Origin of the sequence: Colwellia sp. PAMC 20917 (genome assembly GCF_001767295.1) — a bacterium.
GTDB lineage: Bacteria > Pseudomonadota > Gammaproteobacteria > Enterobacterales > Alteromonadaceae > Colwellia_A.
Genome location: NZ_CP014944.1, coordinates 4240287 through 4259744 on the forward strand (window position 1 = coordinate 4240287; position 19458 = coordinate 4259744).

Annotated in this window: 19 protein-coding genes and 2 pseudogenes; 6 read left to right on the forward strand and 15 right to left on the reverse strand. The window is 36.4% G+C overall.

Annotated elements, in window-relative coordinates; all coding sequences use genetic code 11:
- Positions 1-66 precede the first annotated feature (66 nt).
- Positions 67-957 carry a LysR family transcriptional regulator gene (locus A3Q34_RS18130; protein ID WP_070376617.1) on the reverse strand — a complete coding sequence of 297 codons (891 nt, stop codon included), beginning with the start codon at positions 955-957 and terminating at the stop codon, positions 67-69.
- A gap of 125 nt (positions 958-1082) precedes the next feature.
- On the opposite strand from A3Q34_RS18130, the gene A3Q34_RS18135 reads away from it, so the two are divergent.
- From A3Q34_RS18135 to A3Q34_RS18150, 4 genes are all read left to right on the forward strand, one after another.
- Positions 1083-2069 (forward strand): zinc-dependent alcohol dehydrogenase family protein, encoded by a 987-nt coding sequence (locus A3Q34_RS18135; protein ID WP_070376618.1) that lies wholly within the window; start codon positions 1083-1085, stop codon positions 2067-2069.
- A gap of 95 nt (positions 2070-2164) precedes the next feature.
- A complete protein-coding gene (locus tag A3Q34_RS18140; RefSeq protein WP_157471042.1) occupies positions 2165-3154 on the forward strand; it encodes an LLM class oxidoreductase in 990 nt (329 codons plus the stop codon).
- Positions 3155-3180: 26 nt separating this feature from the next.
- Positions 3181-3984: an SDR family NAD(P)-dependent oxidoreductase gene (locus tag A3Q34_RS18145; protein ID WP_070376619.1), complete on the forward strand. Its 804-nt coding sequence runs from the start codon at positions 3181-3183 to the stop codon at positions 3982-3984.
- Between the two features lie 454 nt (positions 3985-4438).
- Complete coding sequence (locus A3Q34_RS18150) at positions 4439-5062, forward strand: tyrosine-type recombinase/integrase (RefSeq protein WP_070376620.1); 624 nt, start codon at positions 4439-4441, stop codon at positions 5060-5062.
- A 329-nt stretch (positions 5063-5391) separates the two neighbouring features.
- Here A3Q34_RS18150 and A3Q34_RS18155 read toward each other — a convergent pair whose 3' ends face one another.
- The 8 genes and pseudogenes from A3Q34_RS18155 to A3Q34_RS18190 form a co-directional block, all read right to left on the reverse strand.
- Complete coding sequence (locus A3Q34_RS18155; RefSeq protein ID WP_231907386.1) at positions 5392-5694, reverse strand: hypothetical protein; 303 nt, start codon at positions 5692-5694, stop codon at positions 5392-5394.
- Positions 5695-6240: 546 nt separating this feature from the next.
- Positions 6241-6708, reverse strand: coding sequence for a hypothetical protein (locus A3Q34_RS18160; RefSeq protein WP_070376621.1), 468 nt, complete (start codon positions 6706-6708; stop codon positions 6241-6243).
- A gap of 15 nt (positions 6709-6723) precedes the next feature.
- A pseudogene (locus tag A3Q34_RS18165) lies at positions 6724-7404 on the reverse strand (RHS repeat-associated core domain-containing protein); the annotation flags it as partial.
- A gap of 157 nt (positions 7405-7561) precedes the next feature.
- On the reverse strand, positions 7562-8521 hold the full coding sequence (locus A3Q34_RS18170) for a tyrosine-type recombinase/integrase (RefSeq protein ID WP_070376623.1): 960 nt from the start codon (positions 8519-8521) through the stop codon (positions 7562-7564).
- Positions 8502-8969 (reverse strand): hypothetical protein, encoded by a 468-nt coding sequence (locus tag A3Q34_RS18175; protein ID WP_070376624.1) that lies wholly within the window; start codon positions 8967-8969, stop codon positions 8502-8504. The genes A3Q34_RS18170 and A3Q34_RS18175 overlap by 20 nt, the downstream gene beginning before the upstream one ends.
- On the reverse strand, positions 8962-9750 hold the full coding sequence (locus tag A3Q34_RS18180) for an ATP-binding protein (protein ID WP_070376625.1): 789 nt from the start codon (positions 9748-9750) through the stop codon (positions 8962-8964). Before A3Q34_RS18180 ends, A3Q34_RS18175 begins: the two co-directional genes overlap by 8 nt.
- On the reverse strand, positions 9743-11362 hold the full coding sequence (locus tag A3Q34_RS18185; protein WP_070376626.1) for a Mu transposase domain-containing protein: 1620 nt from the start codon (positions 11360-11362) through the stop codon (positions 9743-9745). The genes A3Q34_RS18180 and A3Q34_RS18185 overlap by 8 nt, the downstream gene beginning before the upstream one ends.
- Before the next feature lie 177 nt (positions 11363-11539).
- Positions 11540-11815: a hypothetical protein gene (locus A3Q34_RS18190; protein ID WP_070376627.1), complete on the reverse strand. Its 276-nt coding sequence runs from the start codon at positions 11813-11815 to the stop codon at positions 11540-11542.
- A 437-nt stretch (positions 11816-12252) separates the two neighbouring features.
- On the opposite strand from A3Q34_RS18190, the gene A3Q34_RS18195 reads away from it, so the two are divergent.
- Together A3Q34_RS18195 and A3Q34_RS18200 are read left to right on the forward strand one after the other, a co-directional pair.
- On the forward strand, positions 12253-13134 hold the full coding sequence (locus A3Q34_RS18195; protein WP_157471044.1) for a hypothetical protein: 882 nt from the start codon (positions 12253-12255) through the stop codon (positions 13132-13134).
- 377 nt (positions 13135-13511) lie between these two features.
- On the forward strand, positions 13512-13709 hold the full coding sequence (locus A3Q34_RS18200; protein WP_070376629.1) for a hypothetical protein: 198 nt from the start codon (positions 13512-13514) through the stop codon (positions 13707-13709).
- A 165-nt stretch (positions 13710-13874) separates the two neighbouring features.
- Here A3Q34_RS18200 and A3Q34_RS18205 read toward each other — a convergent pair whose 3' ends face one another.
- The 6 genes and pseudogenes from A3Q34_RS18205 to A3Q34_RS18225 all read right to left on the reverse strand — a co-directional run bounded on the left by A3Q34_RS18205 (position 13875) and on the right by A3Q34_RS18225 (position 19244).
- Positions 13875-16490, reverse strand: a complete 2616-nt coding sequence (locus A3Q34_RS18205) for an AAA family ATPase (protein ID WP_070377250.1) — start codon at positions 16488-16490, stop codon at positions 13875-13877.
- A 204-nt stretch (positions 16491-16694) separates the two neighbouring features.
- Positions 16695-17219 carry a hypothetical protein gene (locus A3Q34_RS18210; protein ID WP_070376630.1) on the reverse strand — a complete coding sequence of 175 codons (525 nt, stop codon included), beginning with the start codon at positions 17217-17219 and terminating at the stop codon, positions 16695-16697.
- Positions 17216-17539 (reverse strand): DUF882 domain-containing protein, encoded by a 324-nt coding sequence (locus A3Q34_RS21125; protein WP_269447195.1) that lies wholly within the window; start codon positions 17537-17539, stop codon positions 17216-17218. Before A3Q34_RS21125 ends, A3Q34_RS18210 begins: the two co-directional genes overlap by 4 nt.
- Before the next feature lie 198 nt (positions 17540-17737).
- A pseudogene (locus A3Q34_RS21130) lies at positions 17738-17857 on the reverse strand (RHS repeat-associated core domain-containing protein); the annotation flags it as partial.
- Between the two features lie 138 nt (positions 17858-17995).
- Positions 17996-18367 carry a hypothetical protein gene (locus A3Q34_RS18220; protein ID WP_070376632.1) on the reverse strand — a complete coding sequence of 124 codons (372 nt, stop codon included), beginning with the start codon at positions 18365-18367 and terminating at the stop codon, positions 17996-17998.
- 160 nt (positions 18368-18527) lie between these two features.
- The gene (locus A3Q34_RS18225) at positions 18528-19244 is read right to left on the reverse strand and encodes a transposase (RefSeq protein WP_070376633.1); all 717 of its coding nucleotides are present in this window, start codon (positions 19242-19244) and stop codon (positions 18528-18530) included.
- Positions 19245-19458 lie beyond the last annotated feature (214 nt).

A 19458-nucleotide genomic window follows, 5' to 3' on the forward strand; every position in this document is an offset into this window, starting at 1 on the left:
TTTATTTTATAAATTCAAGCTAGTTTCAGAAACGTTTTAAATTGAAGGGAAATACTTATAAATAACTTATTCCCAGTAAGGGGTATTCCCAAAATATTCAGCAAAGTAATCTATAAAGGCTCTAACTTTTGGTGCAAGAAGCCTTGAGCTAGGGTAAACAGCCCAAATTGCGGTGTTAGTCGCAATAGGATATTCATTAAGTATTTGAACAAGCTCGCCACTTTGAAGATGTTTATAAACACTCCATTTAGAACTTATGGTTACACCTAAACCATTAACACACGCATCTCTAACAGCTTCTCCATTATCAGTTCTTAAAACGCCTTTAGCTTTAATGTTTACTTGTCCTTTTGGTGTTTTAAATGCCCAATCATCTAAGCCCATTAATGTTATACATTGATGTAAATTTAAATCTTCTGGAGATTGTGGTTCTCCATTTTGGGCTAGATATTCTGGTGATGAGCATAATATTCTGGTATCAGGCGCTAATTTTTTGGCAATTAAGCTTGAATCTTTTAATGCGGAATTACGAATGGCAATATCAAAGCCACCTTCAACCAAATCTACTATGGTATCAGAGAGCTTTAAATCAACATTCAAATCAGGATATAAGGTTAGAAATTTTGTTAGTGCAGGCAATATATGCATTCGTCCAAAAGAAGCAGGCGCAGCAACGCGTAATGTTCCTCTGGGGAATGCGTTACCCGCACCGACTGAAGCTCGTGCTGCTTCAATGCTAGATATCACATCTTCTGCGTGTGGAAGAAAGGCTTTCCCTTCTTCAGTAAGTGACACTTTTCGAGTTGTCCGATGAATTAATCTTACCCCTAAGTCAGCTTCTAATTTATTGATGTGAGCGCTAGCAACCGCGGGAGATAATCTTAACTCGCTGCCGGCTAAGCTGATGTTATGGGTCGCTGCAATTCTAATAAAAAGCTTAAGGTGTTCAATATTCATTTTATCAACAAAAACTATAAAGTGATTCTTTATACGAGTCTATTATCAAAGTAATCAATAGTAAATATACTTACTTCATTAAATGATATCTATTAGTTAATGACTTAAACAAAAAGGTAAACCTCATGAAAGCAATGATCATAAAAAGTTTTGGTGGTTCAGAAGTATTTGAAGTAGCAGATATCGCAAAACCAGAAATTAAAGCAGGCCATGTACTTGTTAATATTAAAGCAAGCAGTATAAACACTGTAGATACTATGATTCGCCAAATGGGTGATGATTTACCTCTTTCTCCGCCATTACCTGCAGTACTAGGAATGGACTTTGCTGGCATCGTTGAATCAGTAGGTGAAGGTGTTACTCAGTTCACAGTTGGAGATGAAGTTTATGGTTGTGCTGGCGGATTAGCTGATTTACCTGGTACTTTGGCTGAGTACATTGTTGCTGATGCTAACTTAATGGCTAAGAAAGCTAAAAACTTAACAATGCGTGAAGCGGCTGCAATTCCTTTAGTAGGTATTACAGCTTATGAAGGATTAACACGTTCAAACGTAAGAGAAAATCAAAATGTATTAGTACATGGTGGCTCAGGTGGTGTTGGACATATCGCTGTTCAACTTGCTAATTACATGGGTGCTAATGTATTTGCTACCGGTGGAGGTGAAAAGCAACTTGCTTTAATTGAAGAACTTGGTGCAAAAGGTATTAATTATAAAAGCGAAACAGTTGAAGAATACGTTGCTAAACATACCGAGGGTAATGGTTTTGATGTGGTATTTGACTCTGTTGGTGGTGAAAACATGACTAACTCATTTAACGCAGCTTCGTTAAACGGTCATGTTGCTTCAACAGTTGCTATGGTGGAATTAGATTTAAGCGTGGCGCATTTCAAAGGTCTTTCATTACATGTTGTGTTTATGTTGATCCCTATGTTGAATAACTATAAACGTGAAAACCATGCTCAAATTCTTAACACGTTAACTAAAATAGCAGAATCTGGTGCATTACGTCCTGTATTAGATGAGCAAACTTTTAGTTTAGAAGAAGCTGGCAAAGCACACGATCGTCTTTCAAGTGGCCAAGGCATGGGTAAAGTAGTCGTAGACGTTTAAGTGATTTGAGGTTTAGCTTAGGTAATGATGAGTCAGGATTAAGTTAGTTAATCATTTTATCCTGACACATTATGGTTAAGTAAAAAAACAGAAAAATGAGAAGAAGTGAAGTTGAAATGCAGACCTCGTTAGAAAACGTTGATTTTGAATGGGTTAATCGCGGTTACAATCATATTTTTAAAGCAAATCGATTAAGTATTGGTTTAGTTATCCCTATAGAAAATTATGCTGATTGTTCTGTACCAACAATGGAAGATCATATTGAACGTGTTCAACTTGCTGAACGTTTAGGTTTTGCTTCGATATGGCTGCGAGATGTTCCATTTGATGTACCTACGTTTGGTGATGCAGGGCAAATCTTCGATCCTTTTGTTTATTTGGGTTTTTTAGCGGGTACAACTAAAAATATTACGCTTGGCGTATCAAGTATTGTATTACCTACAAGACATCCAGCTCATGTAGCAAAAGCTGCCGCAAGTGCTGATGTATTATCAAAAGGGCGTTTAGTTCTAGGTGTTGCTTCTGGTGATAGACCAGAAGAATATCCAGCGTTAAATCAATCGTTTGATGATCGTGGTTTTCGCTTTCGAGAAAGCTTTTCTTATATAAAACAAATGTGGCAAGACAAACCACAGTTTACTAATCACTATGGTAATCTTAATGGCAGTATAAATATGCTGCCTAAACCCGCTTCGAAAAAGCTTCCTTTAATTGTTACAGGTAGTAGCCAACAAAATATGAATTGGATTGCTCAAAACAGTAATGCTTGGATGACATATCCAAGAAAACTTGAAGAGCAAACTCATGTTATTAATAGTTTTCAACAAAAAGTGAAAGAGGCAGGAAGAGAAATTCAACCTGTTATGCAGCCACTTTATATTGATTTGGTTGAGGATCCTGACTTTCCTCCAACACCTATTCATCTGGGCTTTAGAATTGGAACTCGCCATCTTATTAATTATTTACAGTCTTTAGAAAATATAGGGATAAACCACGTTGCGCTTAATTTACGATTTAATCAATTAAACATTCCAGCAACGTTAAAACGTATTGCCGATGAAATATTGCCTAATTTTGCAGAATAACTTTTACTCTTTTAAGGATAAATAACATGAAAAAAACAATCTTGATCACCGGTGCAACAGACGGCATTGGCCTAGAAACAGCGAAACTTTTAGCGTCTGCTGGGCATGATTTATTAATACATGGACGTAACCTTGAAAAGTTAAATTTGGTTAAAAGTTTATTAGCTGACATACCGAACGCAGGTAGTATTAAAAGTTATTTAGCTGATTTATCTGTATTTTCTGATATTAAAAAGTTGCTAGAAGATATTAAGAATGACCATAAAAGCCTTGATGTGCTTATTAATAACGCAGGTATATTTAAAACAAATAACGCAATAACAGGTGATGGATTAGATATTCGATTTGTTGTTAATACCATTGCACCTTATATTTTTGCCCAAGAATTATCATCTTCACTTGGAAGCTCAGGACGCATTATTAATCTGTCTTCTGCCGCCCAAGCGCCTGTAAACATTGAAGCTTTACTTGGGAAAATACAGCTAACTGATATGGAAGCTTATGCTCAAAGCAAATTGGCCATTACCATGTGGAGTAAAGTACTTGCCGAAAAGTTTGGCGAAAAAGGGCCTACAATTATTGCCGTTAACCCTGGATCTTTACTCGCCTCAAAAATGGTAAAAGAGGGGTTTGGTGTTGAAGGACAAGATTTAAGTATTGGCGCGGAAATATTGAAACGTATGGCACTAGAAGAAAGTGTTTCCCAACATTCAGGTCAATATTTTGATAACGATAGTGGGCAGTTTTCTCAGCCACACCCAGATGGATTAAACTTAAAAAAATCAGAAGAGGTTGTAGAAGCAATAGAAATTATTATAAATAAAGGCTAACGTTCTATTTAACTTTATGCCATTACGTCATCGTAATATAAAACTTATGCCTGCTATATGAACGAAAAGTGGTATCTCGTTTCATCTAATTATTTGTGACCATAAGAACAAGTACAGAATGCAATAGAATTTTTATTAGCGTCTTCTCTCGTGTCTTGGTGATAGTTAACAAAGCTCAAGGTTCCAATTCTGAATTTTTCTATTTTTCATTAGTTATAGAAATTAGCGTTATGGTATCAAATTCCAACGTCAGCTTTGAGCTTAAACCAGCCCCACAAGTGAGCAGAAAATCTTGCCTAATAGTGCCCTAAATATGTTCCTAAATTTGCAAAGGCTTAATGTCCTCAATTGGCTAAGAGAGGCATTCTTCACTTACATACGCATAATGTCTGCTATAAATAAATTTTAGTGTATCAAGCCATACTTATAGTCCCTTCAAGAAAGGAGCACTATTATGAATAACAGCAAATCAACTTCACGAAAAACCTGCTGGAATAAAGGCAAATTAGTTGGTCAAAAACTTCCCCTTAAACTCGAAGAAATATGGTCAATTAGGATACGATTAGAGCTGGCAAATAACCTGCGAGAATTAACGATGTTTAATTTGGCTTTAGACTGTAAATTACGCGCCTGTGATTTTATTAAACTAAAAGTTTTGGATATTGCTCATGGAGCTACTATTCAGTCCAGAGCCATGCTTATTCAACAGAAAACAGGTAGTTCGGTTCAATTTGAATTAACCCCTAAAACTAGAAAGTCACTGCAAGAATGGATAGCACAAAAATCGCTTAGGTCGGGTGATTATTTGTTTGGCAGTAGAGTAAAAAAAGATTTTCATTTAACTACTCGGCAATATGCAAGGATCGTTAAAAAATGGATTTCAAGTATAGGTTTAGATCTCACATTATATGGCACTCATACCATGAGACGAACTAAAGCATCTTTAATCTATAAGAAAACAAAAAATTTGAGAGCAGTTCAAATATTACTTGGGCATACGAAACTAGAGAGTACGGTTCGTTATCTTGGTGTTGAAGTAGATGATGCGCTTGAGCTTTCAGAAGCAACCGATATTTAACTCAAACAGAAGGCATGGACGCCTTCTTCAATGATACGATAGTTGACCTTAATAAAAATTCTATTTTTATATCTAATTTGTTCTGATGGAATAAATGATTAGAGGCAACGAGAGTCAACTGTCGGATCATATAGCGGACATAACTTTAACAGTTCTCTGGCGCTAGAAGGGAACATTGCGAGATAGATTTTATGGCAACTTGGTGTCCACAAATCCCACAATGAAGAAACCGCGTTAAACAAGTGCCAATAGGGAATGACGTGATCAACCTTCAACGTCGGCTCATTCAAGGAACGCATAAATCAACGGATATCAATTAAGCGTTGTTTTTAAATGTCAGCTGTACTTTCAACCATTGCTAGTTGAAACTTATCAAGCGGTTGTTTATTGGAATATTTTTGAGTAAGTAGTGTGCCTTTGAACAACTGATGCCAACGTTCAAGTACTTCTTCCATTGACCAATTGTTCACTTGCTCACTATCAATATGTATTACCAAATGTAAGTGATTATGCATTACAGCATGTGTGCAAATATCAATAGCAAACACTTTAGATAGTTGAAATATACGTTTTTCAATCCATGTGCGCCTATGCTCAAAACTAACACCTGTTTCTTTATCTATTCCACACAAAAATGACTTTCGTACTGTGCGACTGCAAATATGATAATAAGGCGTATCTAATAAACTAATTTGTTATGAACGAGGCTTAGGCATAACAATCACCAGACTTAACAAAGGTAAATTAAGCTTAGTTTAGTGATGTAAATATGCCCGAGTTATTATGGGTGGCCTAATAAGTTTAAAGCATAAAAAAATCCGATGTTAAGTGAACATCGAATTCTGATCTCATTCAGCCAAAAATCAATAGTTTTTTTCTTAACTGATCGGCATTAGGGCTTTGGGTGTGCTTATTTATATCTAATAAAGAGGTCATTCAAAATAGATCAAATGCGCTGACCTTCTTTATTCACTTAATTAAAGTGTACCTGACCCCATTTATTCACACAAAAAAATGCCTCAAAAATTGAGGCATTTGATCTGACTTAACAGTATTATTTCTTAATTTTAACCCGACCCCATTTTAGTTATAACCTGACCCAATTAAATTAAGTAATATTTTTTATGTCTGAAATAAAGTTATTAGTTGTTTAAATTTAACCTACCACCTTTATTTTTTTACTTTATATTCCTTAACTTAAATAGCCTTGAAAATTTATTCCCAAATTTAGCACTTAAAATAAAAAATAAAAAACAAAAAACATTAAAGCTTGTTTTAGTCGTCATTCCGGTATTGGGCCAAATTATTTTTTCATCATCAATAGCTAATCCCCATAAGTTTAAAACTCCTTCGCGTCGACTGTTTTCAAGCCATAATTCTACTTCTTTTCCTCTATTTAAAACCAAATCGAGGTCACTACAGTAAATTACAATCGCCAAGTCTATTTCATCATCAATACCTACAAATTGGATGCTTAATGAATCCGAGGTTCTTGTATAATCAGTACAGCTATAATAAGCTATTTTTGCTGTTTTTTTATAAACATCCTTGGGGTTCACACCTATTTCAATAAAAGAATATTTAATACCTATTATTATTAAAACAATTGATAGAATTAGATATATGATCATTTTAAAGTTATTCATACCCCCTCCAAAAAATTATGGTTTCGACATAAAATCAATTGTATTTTTTCCATCAGTAACTCCACCCATAACGTCAAAAAAGTTCCCTTTTCCTTTTAAAACGTCAGACCACCCTTTAAAACCTCCTGCTCCTAAGCTAGCTCCCAAATAAATTGCCTGAACGTTTTGATTTGAGTATTTCAGACCCGTTTGATCTAAGGTAAATTTAATTGATTCCTTAATAATAGAGGGCTGTCCTGTAACTTTTTCATACAACCCATCAAGTCCATAAGTCATAGCCATATAACCTGGACCTGCTCCAATTACAGTAGTAGTTGCAAGATAGCCGAATCCAATTGCAGAAAGATCCCCTACTGTCCCAATAGGGTCTTTGCGGATACCCAAAGGTACAGTATTCACAGCAGAGTCACTGGCTGAAGTTAAGGATTCTTCAGCACTATCAGCAGTTTCTTGAGTAAAACTGAAAAAGTTTTTTACTCGTTTTAATGCTGCCTGCGTATTTCCTTTAAAGTCAGAGCCAACTGTATTCCCACATCCTGCGGTTGGATCATTAAATTTACCACACAAACCACTCGGATCAACCACATTAACCGGATCATTCCCAACGTAAGCATACCAATTCATACCATCGTCATAACCAATAGGATCAGTTTGCATGAAACGACCTAACTTTGGATGATAAATCCGTGCTTTGTAATAATATAATCGTAATTATGATCCAGTCTTATGACTGCACAACCATTTCATATTAAAAGATTTTTGTTGAAAAAGCTAAAGATAGAACCAAAGAAGAAGACCACCAATAGGGTTACTATTGATGGCCTTTGATAAGGGGTAGTGATTAACATCATTGTTAACCCAGCATGCTCTTGTTGCTTAACGCTGATGGGTGAGTTTTGTTGTAAACCTCAGTGAGTTTTGAACGTGAAACAAAGGTGTATACTTGCGTACTGGTAATGTTTACATGGCCTAGCATTTCTTGCACATGACGAAGATCAGCGCCATTGTCCAACATAATGGTTGCAGTAGAGTGTCGAAATAAGTGACAAGCACCAGCACGCTTAAAACCAGCTAATCTGACATAACGTGAAGCCATATCAGATAATCCGTTTACTCTAAAACGTGTTCCTTTATCATTGAGAAAAAGCGCACTGCCTGAGGTAATGGTGGCAAGTTGAGGTCTTAACTTAGCAAGATAAAACACAATCCATTCACAAGCTCTTTCACTAATTGGCAATATGTATTCTCTGTCACCTTTACCTTTTCTGATACGCACCAGTTGCTGCTTAATATCTATGTCTTCAATATCGAGGTTGCGTAACTCAACACGACGAATACCTGTGGCGAAGAACGTTTCTAGAATCACTTTATCAACCAAACCTTTTTTGCCAAAAAGTAGTGGTTGCTCTAGTATTTTTTCAACTTCTTCTGCGGTAAAAATTGCTTTAGGTAATGGTCTACCTACGGTGGGTAATTCAATGTGCGCAATAGGGTTGTTATTTATTAACTCTCGGTTGTGCATTTTACCCATAAAGTTTTTAACATTAAGCAGTAAGGCGTACTTATTTGCCTTACAAATGGGCTGATTATCCTTAGGTTTTCGATACGCATTGAGATATTCCATATAATCATCCATCAATTCAATATCAATCTCATCGATAGTAAATACGTTTCGAGCAAAACACCAAATACAGAATTTTCTAAGACTGTATTTTTTTGCTCTAATAGTGTCGTTTGCTTGCCCTCTGATAAGGCACAACGCTAGATAATAACTAATACACCGCCAAAGACGGCTAGTGGTAGGCTTTTGCATACGATATCTCCTTTACTAATTTCATGCCTTCTAAGGCAAATTGACCCAACTCAGGTTTGTGCCAGTGGATAACAGCTTTTTGCCATTTTCTAACTCGCCCGTAGCGATAGCCTATAGCTGAAATAAAGTGCCCGAACTCATCTTGTTCAGGAAAAACAATACAGCCTCGAAATAGCTCGCTGTGAGCGGATACAAATAAACCGCTATGTAAAAATTGACCACGGATTGCACCACCTTCAGGGTTTCGACTGTTAGCTATTTTAAGACCTAGCGTGCGGTCACATATGCCCATGTAGGGGTGTGATAATAACTCTTCGGGTATTATCTTTGTAGAACGTGCAAGCTTCAGTTTTTCCTCATTACTTATTAAGCAAGACCGGTAATAATCAAACCCTTGCTTAATATACATATCCTCAAGGGATAATTGACCAAAGATTTCTTCATGCATTTTTATTTCCCCCTTTTGAAGATTTAGCCATTAACTGACGACCAAGCTCGGTACGATAAGAGTCTTTATCCCAATCAATATGATCGATATAAGGAATAATTCTATCTAACGATGAATCTGCAATACCCTTATCAACAAAACATTCATACCACTGACTCGGCTCATACAAAGAAGTGATCAAAAGTGAGCCATTTCTTTCTCTTAACTCAATAAGTTCAAGCAGTAGATGTCTTTCATGAGATTTGAGCGGCTTTATTCCCCAATCATCTATCATCAGAACTCTAAATTTTATGAGTCTTTTTTGTAGTTTAATGAGAATATCTTCACCTGCCTTTTCCGCTATGATTAAATCTCTGACCAATGCTGAAAAGTGGTAACAGATAACTGAATACTCTTTTAATATGGCCTCATCAGCTAACGCACTTGCTAGATGTGTTTTTCCTGCGCCGGTAGGTCCTGTAATTGCCACGTGCAAATAATTCTCAACCCAAGCACACTCTGCAAGATCTTTCAGCTTTGATAGTTTTACTGGTAGTACCTTTTTAATCGCATAGTCTGCTAGTGAAGCTTGAGGCCATCGCAATTTTGCAGCTTTCCGAAAACGAGATATTTTACTAATATGATTGTTGTCTATTTGTGCTTCTAATAGACAAAAAATACGTTCAAGAAAGCTGCATTCAATTGATTCAGGCGATGCCTCCTGTTTTTCTAGTGCTTGAAATAAAGGTATGAGTCTCGCTTTTTCACACAAACACTTCAGCTTTGTCATTAGATCATTCATGATGGAATCCCTCGTAATATGATTTACCTCGAATATTTTGTTGAGAAGCGATTAAAGGCGCTAACAGTGGCTCTTCTTCATCTTCATAAATACGAGATTTTAAGATTAACTGGATATCACTTGGCGTATGCATTTCTTGATTCAAAGCATAAGCGCAACCAAGCTCGAGCTCTTCTTTACCAAATGTCTTCGCAAGCTTTTTAAGTGCGATACATTTTTTTCCAGCAGGGCGTGATGAATGAGATTTCATACCTTCGTATTGCTGTTTAACAATAGCAACAACGCTCTCGCCAATACTTTCAGCCCATTTAATGAACTCAGTTTCGTTCTTATTACTTTCAGCAAAGTGATTTGGCGGCATGTGTGTAGGAAGAATTGTTCTACCACCTTTCTCATTAGAAAGTTGATGTGTTACAAGTACCTGAAGTTCATGTAACACAACTAATGTGTCTCCCGATACCTGAAGCGTTAAATAAGTATTGCGATGTTTATACGGCACACTATATTCATGGGTGTTATAGGTAACCGTATATCCAGCCGATGATTTTTGTTTAAAGCGTTCATCGTAAGGCTGGTAGGGGATCTCAGGAATACCATTTAATGCCGGCAACTCCTTTTCCACATAATTTTGATGGCGAGATACTTTCGTTTTTTGCATGGGTTCATGGTTAAGCGCTTCAACCTTTTTTATCAAATAGGCATTGGCTTCATCCCGGCTATAGAATTTCTCACGACGTAAAAGTAGCAAGACTCTATTTTGAATATGTTGAACTTGCTTTTCTGCATTAGGATTATCCTTGGGGGTCAAAGGTCTTGAAGTATCACACACGTTATTATAATAACGGGAGAACACTTGGGCTTGCTCATGAAGCTCAGCAATAAGTCCCGAAATATTCACCATTGCCGCATTATCAAAATGAATGACAGCAGGACTCCCCTTAAAAAAGTGTATAGCTTTTACTAAGCCTTCCACCCAAGCTTTTGCGGTTAAGTTTTTTGTTAGATAAGCAAACATATATTTTGAATGACCAAGTACTGCAACAAACATATAGAGTTTGACGGCCTTACCAGAGCGCCTGTCAGTATAAGAGGCTACTATCCCTGCATAATCACAGAACAACACCTCGCCTGGCTGATAAGTAATCCTAAATTCTAACTTACTGTTTTTGCAATGTTGCGCCCAGAGAGCACAATAACGAGAATAGCTAAGCGCTGTAGCTGGCTCTTTTGCGCGATAAAGTAAGTACATAGTCATCAGCTTTAATCGGTATTTCTTCGGTGAGACTAACGCTTCTTTTTCCATTTCAATGATGGGTGGTCGTCGTTTGTAATTGATACGCTTTTTATAATGAGGATAAAAGACAAGCAGTAAAGTTTTGCCCTCTATTTCATCAAAATTAGGTAGCGGTAAAGCCATAGCGAGAAGCTTTTGGGTAATACGCCCAACTGTTTGGTGGGAGCACCCTACATTTCTCGCCACTATTCGTTGAGAAATAAAGCCAAATAATATGGCCGAAGTTAACATCGTTCGCTCATAGCCATCTTTTACTGCTTTATCAATAAGCAGTGAAAGCGTATGAGTTAAGTTTCGTAGTGAAGCTGAAGTCAGCATATCTTACCTCCGTCATTTTGCTAAAAATGAAGCATAGGAAGATAGTCATTAGATAATTGCGAATATCTAATGTTTGACTATACTGGGGATATCGAGAGTTAAAATCGATAACCTTTAATAAAGCCTGCGAGTCGCCAAACTTATGCAGGCTTTATTATTTCTATGCCTTGTTAAATTTTATGTCTGTATTTCTTCCTTTATCCTTTTTGGTTTTAGCCGCTCACTTGCAAGCCACCTCGCCACCTCACGGCTTAACGCGAACCGTCCGCGCCTGTTTGGTAGCGTGAAAATCTCAACGGGAATTGTCTTTCGTGACAGCGCTTGCCGAAAAGCATCATGACTAGAAAACCCCAACGCTGCATATAAATGCTTACCAAACAAAAGTGGGCCTATGTAGCTATAAAGCTCGCGCTCAATGTCATTAGTCAGCTCATCTAATTGTGATTTTTCCATTAGACACACCTTGTCACACAGATAGTTATCCATTGACATTAGTTGGCGATTTTAAGTTGTTCAATGTGTAACAAATTTCGGATTGTTACAGGAAAAGATATGCATCTTGCGCTAAGCTTAAGCGTGACAACAAATAATAAAAAAGGTTACTAACTCAACAATATTGCTCATCACTAATAAAAATAAATTGTGCTTTTAGAAACAAAAATTGTCCGATATGAAGGCAGTTCTAGCTAAGAAAAGAGGCTTGAAAAAGTGAAATTTATTTTGAATAAGTGTGTATTAAGCAGTTTTTATCACCTTAAAAGCCGTGATATTGATATCACGGCTTCCAAAAATTCATCATGAGTGGGTTAACTGTTCATAAGACATCTGAAACAAACCGTTTAAGAACGCTTTGTTGCTTTACCTTGGCCTGTGACCAGCTAAAAATCCCTATGAATGGCAATAAAATGGAGAACGCTTTTCCTTCGCGTAATATTCATGAAGATAAAAGAGCTGTGCGCTCTGGAAAGTTTAATAAGCTACTAAAATTTGACTCGGTACCATCATTAGATACCATTCTTGATTTAGACGACAAAGTGGAGGGTGTCGCGGCATTATTTCACTCGCCTCTTTGGTCGACACTCTATTGCCTTGAATCAAATACACAAGACATCGACATTCAACTAGCCTCACTAGATTTAGAAGTAATAGAACATGTATTCGAACCGCAAAAGGATTGCTTGGGTAACTTGAAGCGAAAAATACTGAACAGTACGGAAATTAAGAATATTTTTACAATAGGCACATTAAGCGCTTTATCATGCTTACTTTTATTAAGATATGAATTTGATAAGCGATATTGCGAGGTGAGTAAACATTACTTAGACAAGCTCATTGTGGAGAGTTTTATTAATGTTTGTGTGACGGGAAAACTTGCCTGTTTACGATGGCCTCTTTTTAGCAAAATATCTGCCTGGCTATTTCAAAAGAACAAAACTTCATACAAAAGCATCCTTCAAGATGAAACAGCTCTTTTAAAGCGTATTTCAAAACGTATTAACTTATTGCAGTTATTTCATAAAATTAAGCCAAGAATAGCTAGAGGTGAATCTACCTTAGTTGTAAATTTAATCTCATTAAGTGATGAAAAGTTATTAAATAAAGAATTATCTGATGTGGTCAAGCATAGCTATTTACAGAAAATTGAGCCAAAAGAATGTAAAGGGCTTTGTTGGTTAATACGCAAAATAAACACAGCTAGCGTCCGCTCTGAAAGAATTCAATTGAATCACCTAAATAACAAAGTCCAACTTTTCTACCCATATTATGACTAAAACACTTCACTGGTCCATCATACTAATATGGGTGGTCCATCCTATTAAGGTGGTATGTTCCACGTTAATAAAATTACTGGTTCAAATGATAAGAATATGCAGATGCAAAATCCTGTACGTTTGAACCGGCTTCACCATTATGGTGAACCACTCTCATTATTAGGGTGGACCAGCATCATTACTATGATGGACCACAGGTCAAAGTCGCAGCAATAAATTTAGGTTGAATTAATCAGGCTTAAAAAATTATCTTGCCAGCCAACTAGCAACTAAAAACACATCCAATATATCCCATGCACACTCCATATTTGTTTTATACTAGAAGAGGTAATTAATGGTTAATCTAGGCTAACCAACATTTAAACGTGGTGAGTGATATGACTCAAGCAGAGCAGAAAAAATTCATTTTAGACTTCGTTCAGGATTGGGCGGGTTCGAAACAAGCAGCGCTTAAATGGTACGAATCTGAAGTCATTCCTGCGCTTGATAAAACGGTTCAACAAGCTGTTAATGGTGGTGATTTTGATGCAGTAAAACATTACCTGAAGCATATTGAACAAGGTGGTTTTGCTTAATATTTGGCTTCAAATCAAATCAAAGCTAAGAAAAATTCTCTGTTGAATCCTTCAAGTAACGCTTTACGCGATACCCTGGAGTAACGCCTTAGACTAAACGTATAAAGCGTTACTACTCCTTATCTGGCTTCAAAAGCTTAAAGGCTTGGTCAATTGGCTATTAAATTACAGCGCCTGATCCAAAGTCTCTATTGCAGATACAATGGTATGAACTGAATTTCTTTCAAATTCTGCTCGATTTACTTCATCGTGGGTCCCTTTGTTCAGATACCGCCATTCGAGAGAATTACCATTAATACCTAATAATATTTCTATGGGCGATAAAATATTCCCTTTATCAGGATCAGTAAAGTCACTTTTGCTAATCTTAGTTTTAAGTTGATCTGTTAATTGGCGTAGCTCAATAGGTGCATTTGCGGCACGCATCTTTATACTTAAGTTACCATCACCATGTTTACTGACATACCGCCATACTTTCCCTGTAGTTAATGACTCCAATGCTTGGCGAGATTTGCCTAGTGCAAATCGCAATTCATTTTTGCGGATATGCTCTAATGCTCCTTCAATATAGTTTCTAGGAGCGCATTTGTAATCAACTTGAATATGCTGCTCATTAGTACGAGGTAAGAACGCTAATCGCTGACTATTCTTAACTTGTTCCACAGATAATTGATTTTGGATATCTTTAAAAAATTCTTCTCCATGACATGTCAAGATAATCTGCTTTCCATCAAAGTAGTTATCTTCGAAAAGAGTGTGCCTGATGGATTGACGATGATCATCATCAATAGCATTAACAGGGTCGTCAAAGATAAGGAGAGGACAATCTTCCTTGATGTTTTTCGCCAGCAATATTGCTAAGCCAACACAGCGGATATGACCTTCACTTAGTACATGAAGTGCATCGAAATACTTTTCAGGCTCATTTTGATAAGAAATTTTTAATTTCTGATTTTGTGCTAACGGTAACTGAATAGAGGCCATTAACTCAGTCGGGGCGTCATTTCGATTAAAAGCATTATAAAGTTGAACAACTACGTCACCTAAATTTTCAACTAACAGTGCTGGTAACTTTTTACGGTAGGCATTAAGTAAACCCACAAACTTTTGATAAGACTCTCTTATTTCAATATTCTGCGTAACAATAGGTTTTTCTAGCTCTACTTCATCAATAAGTGTTTTGTTCGCTTCGTCAAACTCATTAATTAACTTTTGAGCATCTTCAATTGCTTTAATTGCGGCACTCTTCCTTGCAGCTAGCTTTTGAGCGTCATTTAGAAAGCCTTTTAATCGCTTCAACTCTACTTGTTGGGTGTTTTTATTTTGGTCAATTTGAATACTATCAGCATCCTGTTTTTCTAAACAGGCTACTTGGGTTTCAATATGCTGAAACGCTGTCGTGCCATCATCTAGGTTGATATGTAAACTGTTCCACCAAGTCACACTCAAATGTGACATATCAACTAACCTAAACGATGCCAGCTTGTTGTTAGAATAAAAGTTCAAGCAAGTAGATAATATTTGATGCAATTCTTGAAGCTTTTGAAGCACTGTTTGCTCAAGCTGCTTTATCTTAACTTGCAATTCAGCTAGGTGCTGAAGTTTGACTAGCTCCTCTCCTGCATGAGTGAAAGGATTAATGATTACTTCCGTTAATGGGGTTAAACATGCAGGGCATTTATCAGAACTAATTTGCTGTACTTGAGTTACAGCTTCAAAAAGCTGCTGAAAAGATACTTGTTGGCTTGAATTCGCTAATTCTTTACTTTTTTCCTTATGGTCGTTTAGACTGCTTACCAACGTTTTCTGGATTAAGGCTAGGTTAGCAGCGGTTAGATTACTTTTTTGTGGAGCAGGCTTTTGCAGCTCAGCTTCTAATAAGGGTATTTGCCCTTGCTTGCCCTCTGACCCATTAAGTTCAAACATCATTTTAAGTAAAGTACAGCCTTCTCTATAGCCTGATGCTAATGGAGTTTCTTCATCTTTTACCTGTTCAACTATGCCTTGATTAAGCTTTATCTGCTGTTCAGCTCCTTGTAGTTGCAGCCGTTTTTGAGAAAGCTTCTTTGCTTTTACACCTTCTACATCTATATATCGACCATCAATTTCAGGTGAGAAGTTTTTAACAAATTCATTAAACGCATCAAGTCCAAATAATGTTGATATTAGCTCTGATTGTTTAGCTGGAGCTTGCGCAGCAATACGCGAAAAACTGTCTATTCGGTTTTTCTCAACAAAACAAAATCGATAAAGAGCATCATTAGATTGGATATTGACATCACTGCCTTCAGCATCAATTCCGATCAATTTGGGCGGTACAAACTTATTGGTATGCGCATTTTTCAAATAAGCTTCAACATCTCTAAAACGCTTACTTTCAGCTTCTGCTACTGAGCCTAATAAGGCGTATTCTAATGCTTCACAAAAACTAGACTTACCCGTACCGTTTGGCCCGAAGATAAGCACTAGCAAGCTTTTTAGGTCAAAAACTTCTTCACGGCTAAATCCCCTAAATGAGTCCACAGATAACTCTTTGAGTAGAGTAAAAGATGCTACATCTGACTCAACATCTTCAAGGTTAGTTGGAATATCTTTGCTTAAATTAGCCCATTCTTTTTGAGCAAGATCCGCTAAATACTTAACCCGTTGCCCTTGATGAGTACCGAGTGGAACAAGTTCATTCAAATGCATCAATACCAAGTTAGCGAATTTATGAACCGATGCTTTAGATGGCGATGATAATAAAGTTTGAAGAAAGCGCTGAAATTCGGACTGGATCATATCTTCCCTTATATTTAATAAATTGTCAGGCTGGCTATCAAAGCCTAAACCTAACGACACATTCCTAGTAAATTCTAAAGTCAAAGTTATCAGTTGAAGAAACACTTGTAAATCAACACGCAATCTAACATTGATTACTTTGACTTATCACAATAAAAAGCCCCGACTAGCGAGGCTTTGGATTCAAACTAACTAGAGCATCAACTACCGTGCAATAACAATTGAGATAAGTTTTGCGATATTAATTTTGGCTCTACATTTTTCCGTCTCGATATAGCAGGTAATATCTAAGTTGTCAGTTGAAAAAATATAAGATATACCAAGATTATCTTCAAGAGCAAATGTCCCTCCTTCTTCTCCGCTAAACAGTAATTTAGAATTAGATAAAATTAACCTAATATCCTGAAATGTGTCACCTATGCATATACTTTCGTTGCAAAATTTTGAATCTACGATTGAAATTATATCTATTTTATTATCAACAGTGTTTACATCTACCAAAACTTTTTTATTACAGATCAACCCTCTATAAACATAATCTTCACCATTTTCTGTATAAATAGTATTTTTATCAAATATCGATTCAATCTGATCCGAGCTATTACCTAAATTTAGCTCACAAATAGAATCGTTCGCCAAAACTGTATTTGCACTTATTTCAGTAGCATTACAGGCTGATATGTTTAATACGGATATTAAAAAAACTAACTTCAAAAACAACTTAATCATGGATTTGGTTTCCTTTTCCAATTATTGTAAAACTGAGTACCTTTACCTACATTTTTTTGATCTATATGAACACTACCTGAAGGATATAAATTAACACGCTGAAAATTACCAGAGTCAACAGCAGCTTTAGATAAGTCTACACCAGATATATTGTTCGCTGAAATATCAGCTGCATCACCAATTGTATGTTGTGAAGTACTTGCAACGGTATTTGCATTATTTCCCTTGAGTGAATTTTGTTGCGCTTGTGACCTAACTCCACTATGAACATTTATTGTGCTACTAACTGTATCACTAAGATCCAATAAATTATCTTCCATACCGCTCGTTACAGTTGCAGGAGCACCATTTGCAGAAGATTGTGGTAATAACCTAATTTCTCCTGATGGACTAGTTGTAGAGTTACTTCCATTGGTCACAGTATCTGTTCTACTGACAGTGACCGAGTTATCTGCATTAGTAGTTCGGCTAACTTGTTCGACACAGTTAGTCGATTTTTGCGCACATAATCCACTAGGGTCAGTTAAATTAACTGGATCATTCCCCACATAAGCATACATATTCATACCATCATCATAACCAATAGGGTCAGTCTGTAAGAATCGACCTAACTTTGGATGATAAACCCGTGCTTTGTAATAATATAATCGTAATTATGAACCACTGTATTTTAGGGGAAAAACAAGTGAATACAATATGTTGTAATTATAGTTCAATACAGCAAAGCGAGAAAAAATAAAGCCCCGACTAGCGAGGCTTTGGATTCAATTTTTTTATCAATCGAAATTTAGCCAATCATTAACCTCTTGACTTGATTCACTTTCTATCCAAATTTTATATCTTTCTCTTAGAGCTTTCTTCTGTGCTTTTTCCAACATTAAGAATTTATCATCGTATTCAATACTAATATCATCACACATCTTTTTATCCTTATTCGCTCGAATTATGTCCGTCGGCAAAATGAAAGCAATACTCATCACCAGCAACCCACCAAAACAATATACAAATGCTAAAAGGACTTTACCAATTGAAAAATCTCCCAAATTCTTAAATAAAACGATAGTAATACCAATAAAAATCACCATTGTTAGATTAATCATTATTGAAAAAAAGTTTTCATATTTGGATAGAGTTAACTTCAAATTCATTATTTGTCTCCTAGAATTGTTTCAGTAACCTTCTTAACTGCTTCTATTGCACTATTCGCAAATTGCTGTTTACTACCTTTCAACCCCATTTTTCCAGTGCCCGCAGAAACACTAGAGTTGACTAAACCACCTTCGGCACCACCAATCAAAGGGGTCAGAGTTATTGATTTTCAATAGACTTTAAAAAAATTTTAGACTTTCGATCTCCCCCTTTACCTAAATGGCTTGCTCGTCTTCCTGTGTCTTGTTCAATTTGCTGTTTAAAACGGCTATCTCCTAACACCCAAGCTTTATTAGTGGCATCTCTGATTTCTTGTAATGCTAATTCATCAACATGAGCAGAAAATAAAGCTTGGTAAGCTTTCTTTCTCTCAAGCGCCTTATTCCCTAATGCCAAATACAAAGAATGAGACGTTAATAATTCAATGTTTTTATCTAACGCATTACCTTGAAAACTCGACCAAGGATACTCCGCTGGATGATTTACCATTGCTGCTCTAACAGGGTTTAATTCAATATATCGGCTCACCAATAAAAAGTATTGTTCGCTGTTTATTAATGTTGATTTATATCGACCTTCCCATAAAGTGCCTGACCGATGGTAGGTTTGATTTACATACCTTACATAATAGCGACCAAGCGATTGCATTAATTGACTAACACCTTTCTCTGTAGTTGGTGTCATCAATAAATGAACATGATTTGTCATTAATACATAAGCGTGAACAGCTACTTGATATTTTTTACTGTATTCTTTTAATTTATCAAGATAAACAAGATAATCTTGCTCTGCAAAAAAGCACGCTTGACGGTTATTTCCGCGTTGCACTACATGTTGTGGAATGTTAGGTAAGTTTAATCGGGGAAGTCGAGCCATTATTTATAATCTATCCATAAATTATATCCTTAATATAGAATAGTTTAGAGATTATGTTAAATCAATGACTCTGACCCCTTTGATTCTTTGATTGGTTACTAGTTCACTAACATTGGTGACAAAAACGGAAAAACCAGCTTCCGCTGGCTTTGGGTTGAGAGCAAATATTGTTAGTTTGGTTGAATCAAAGCCCCGACTAGCGAGGCTTTGGATT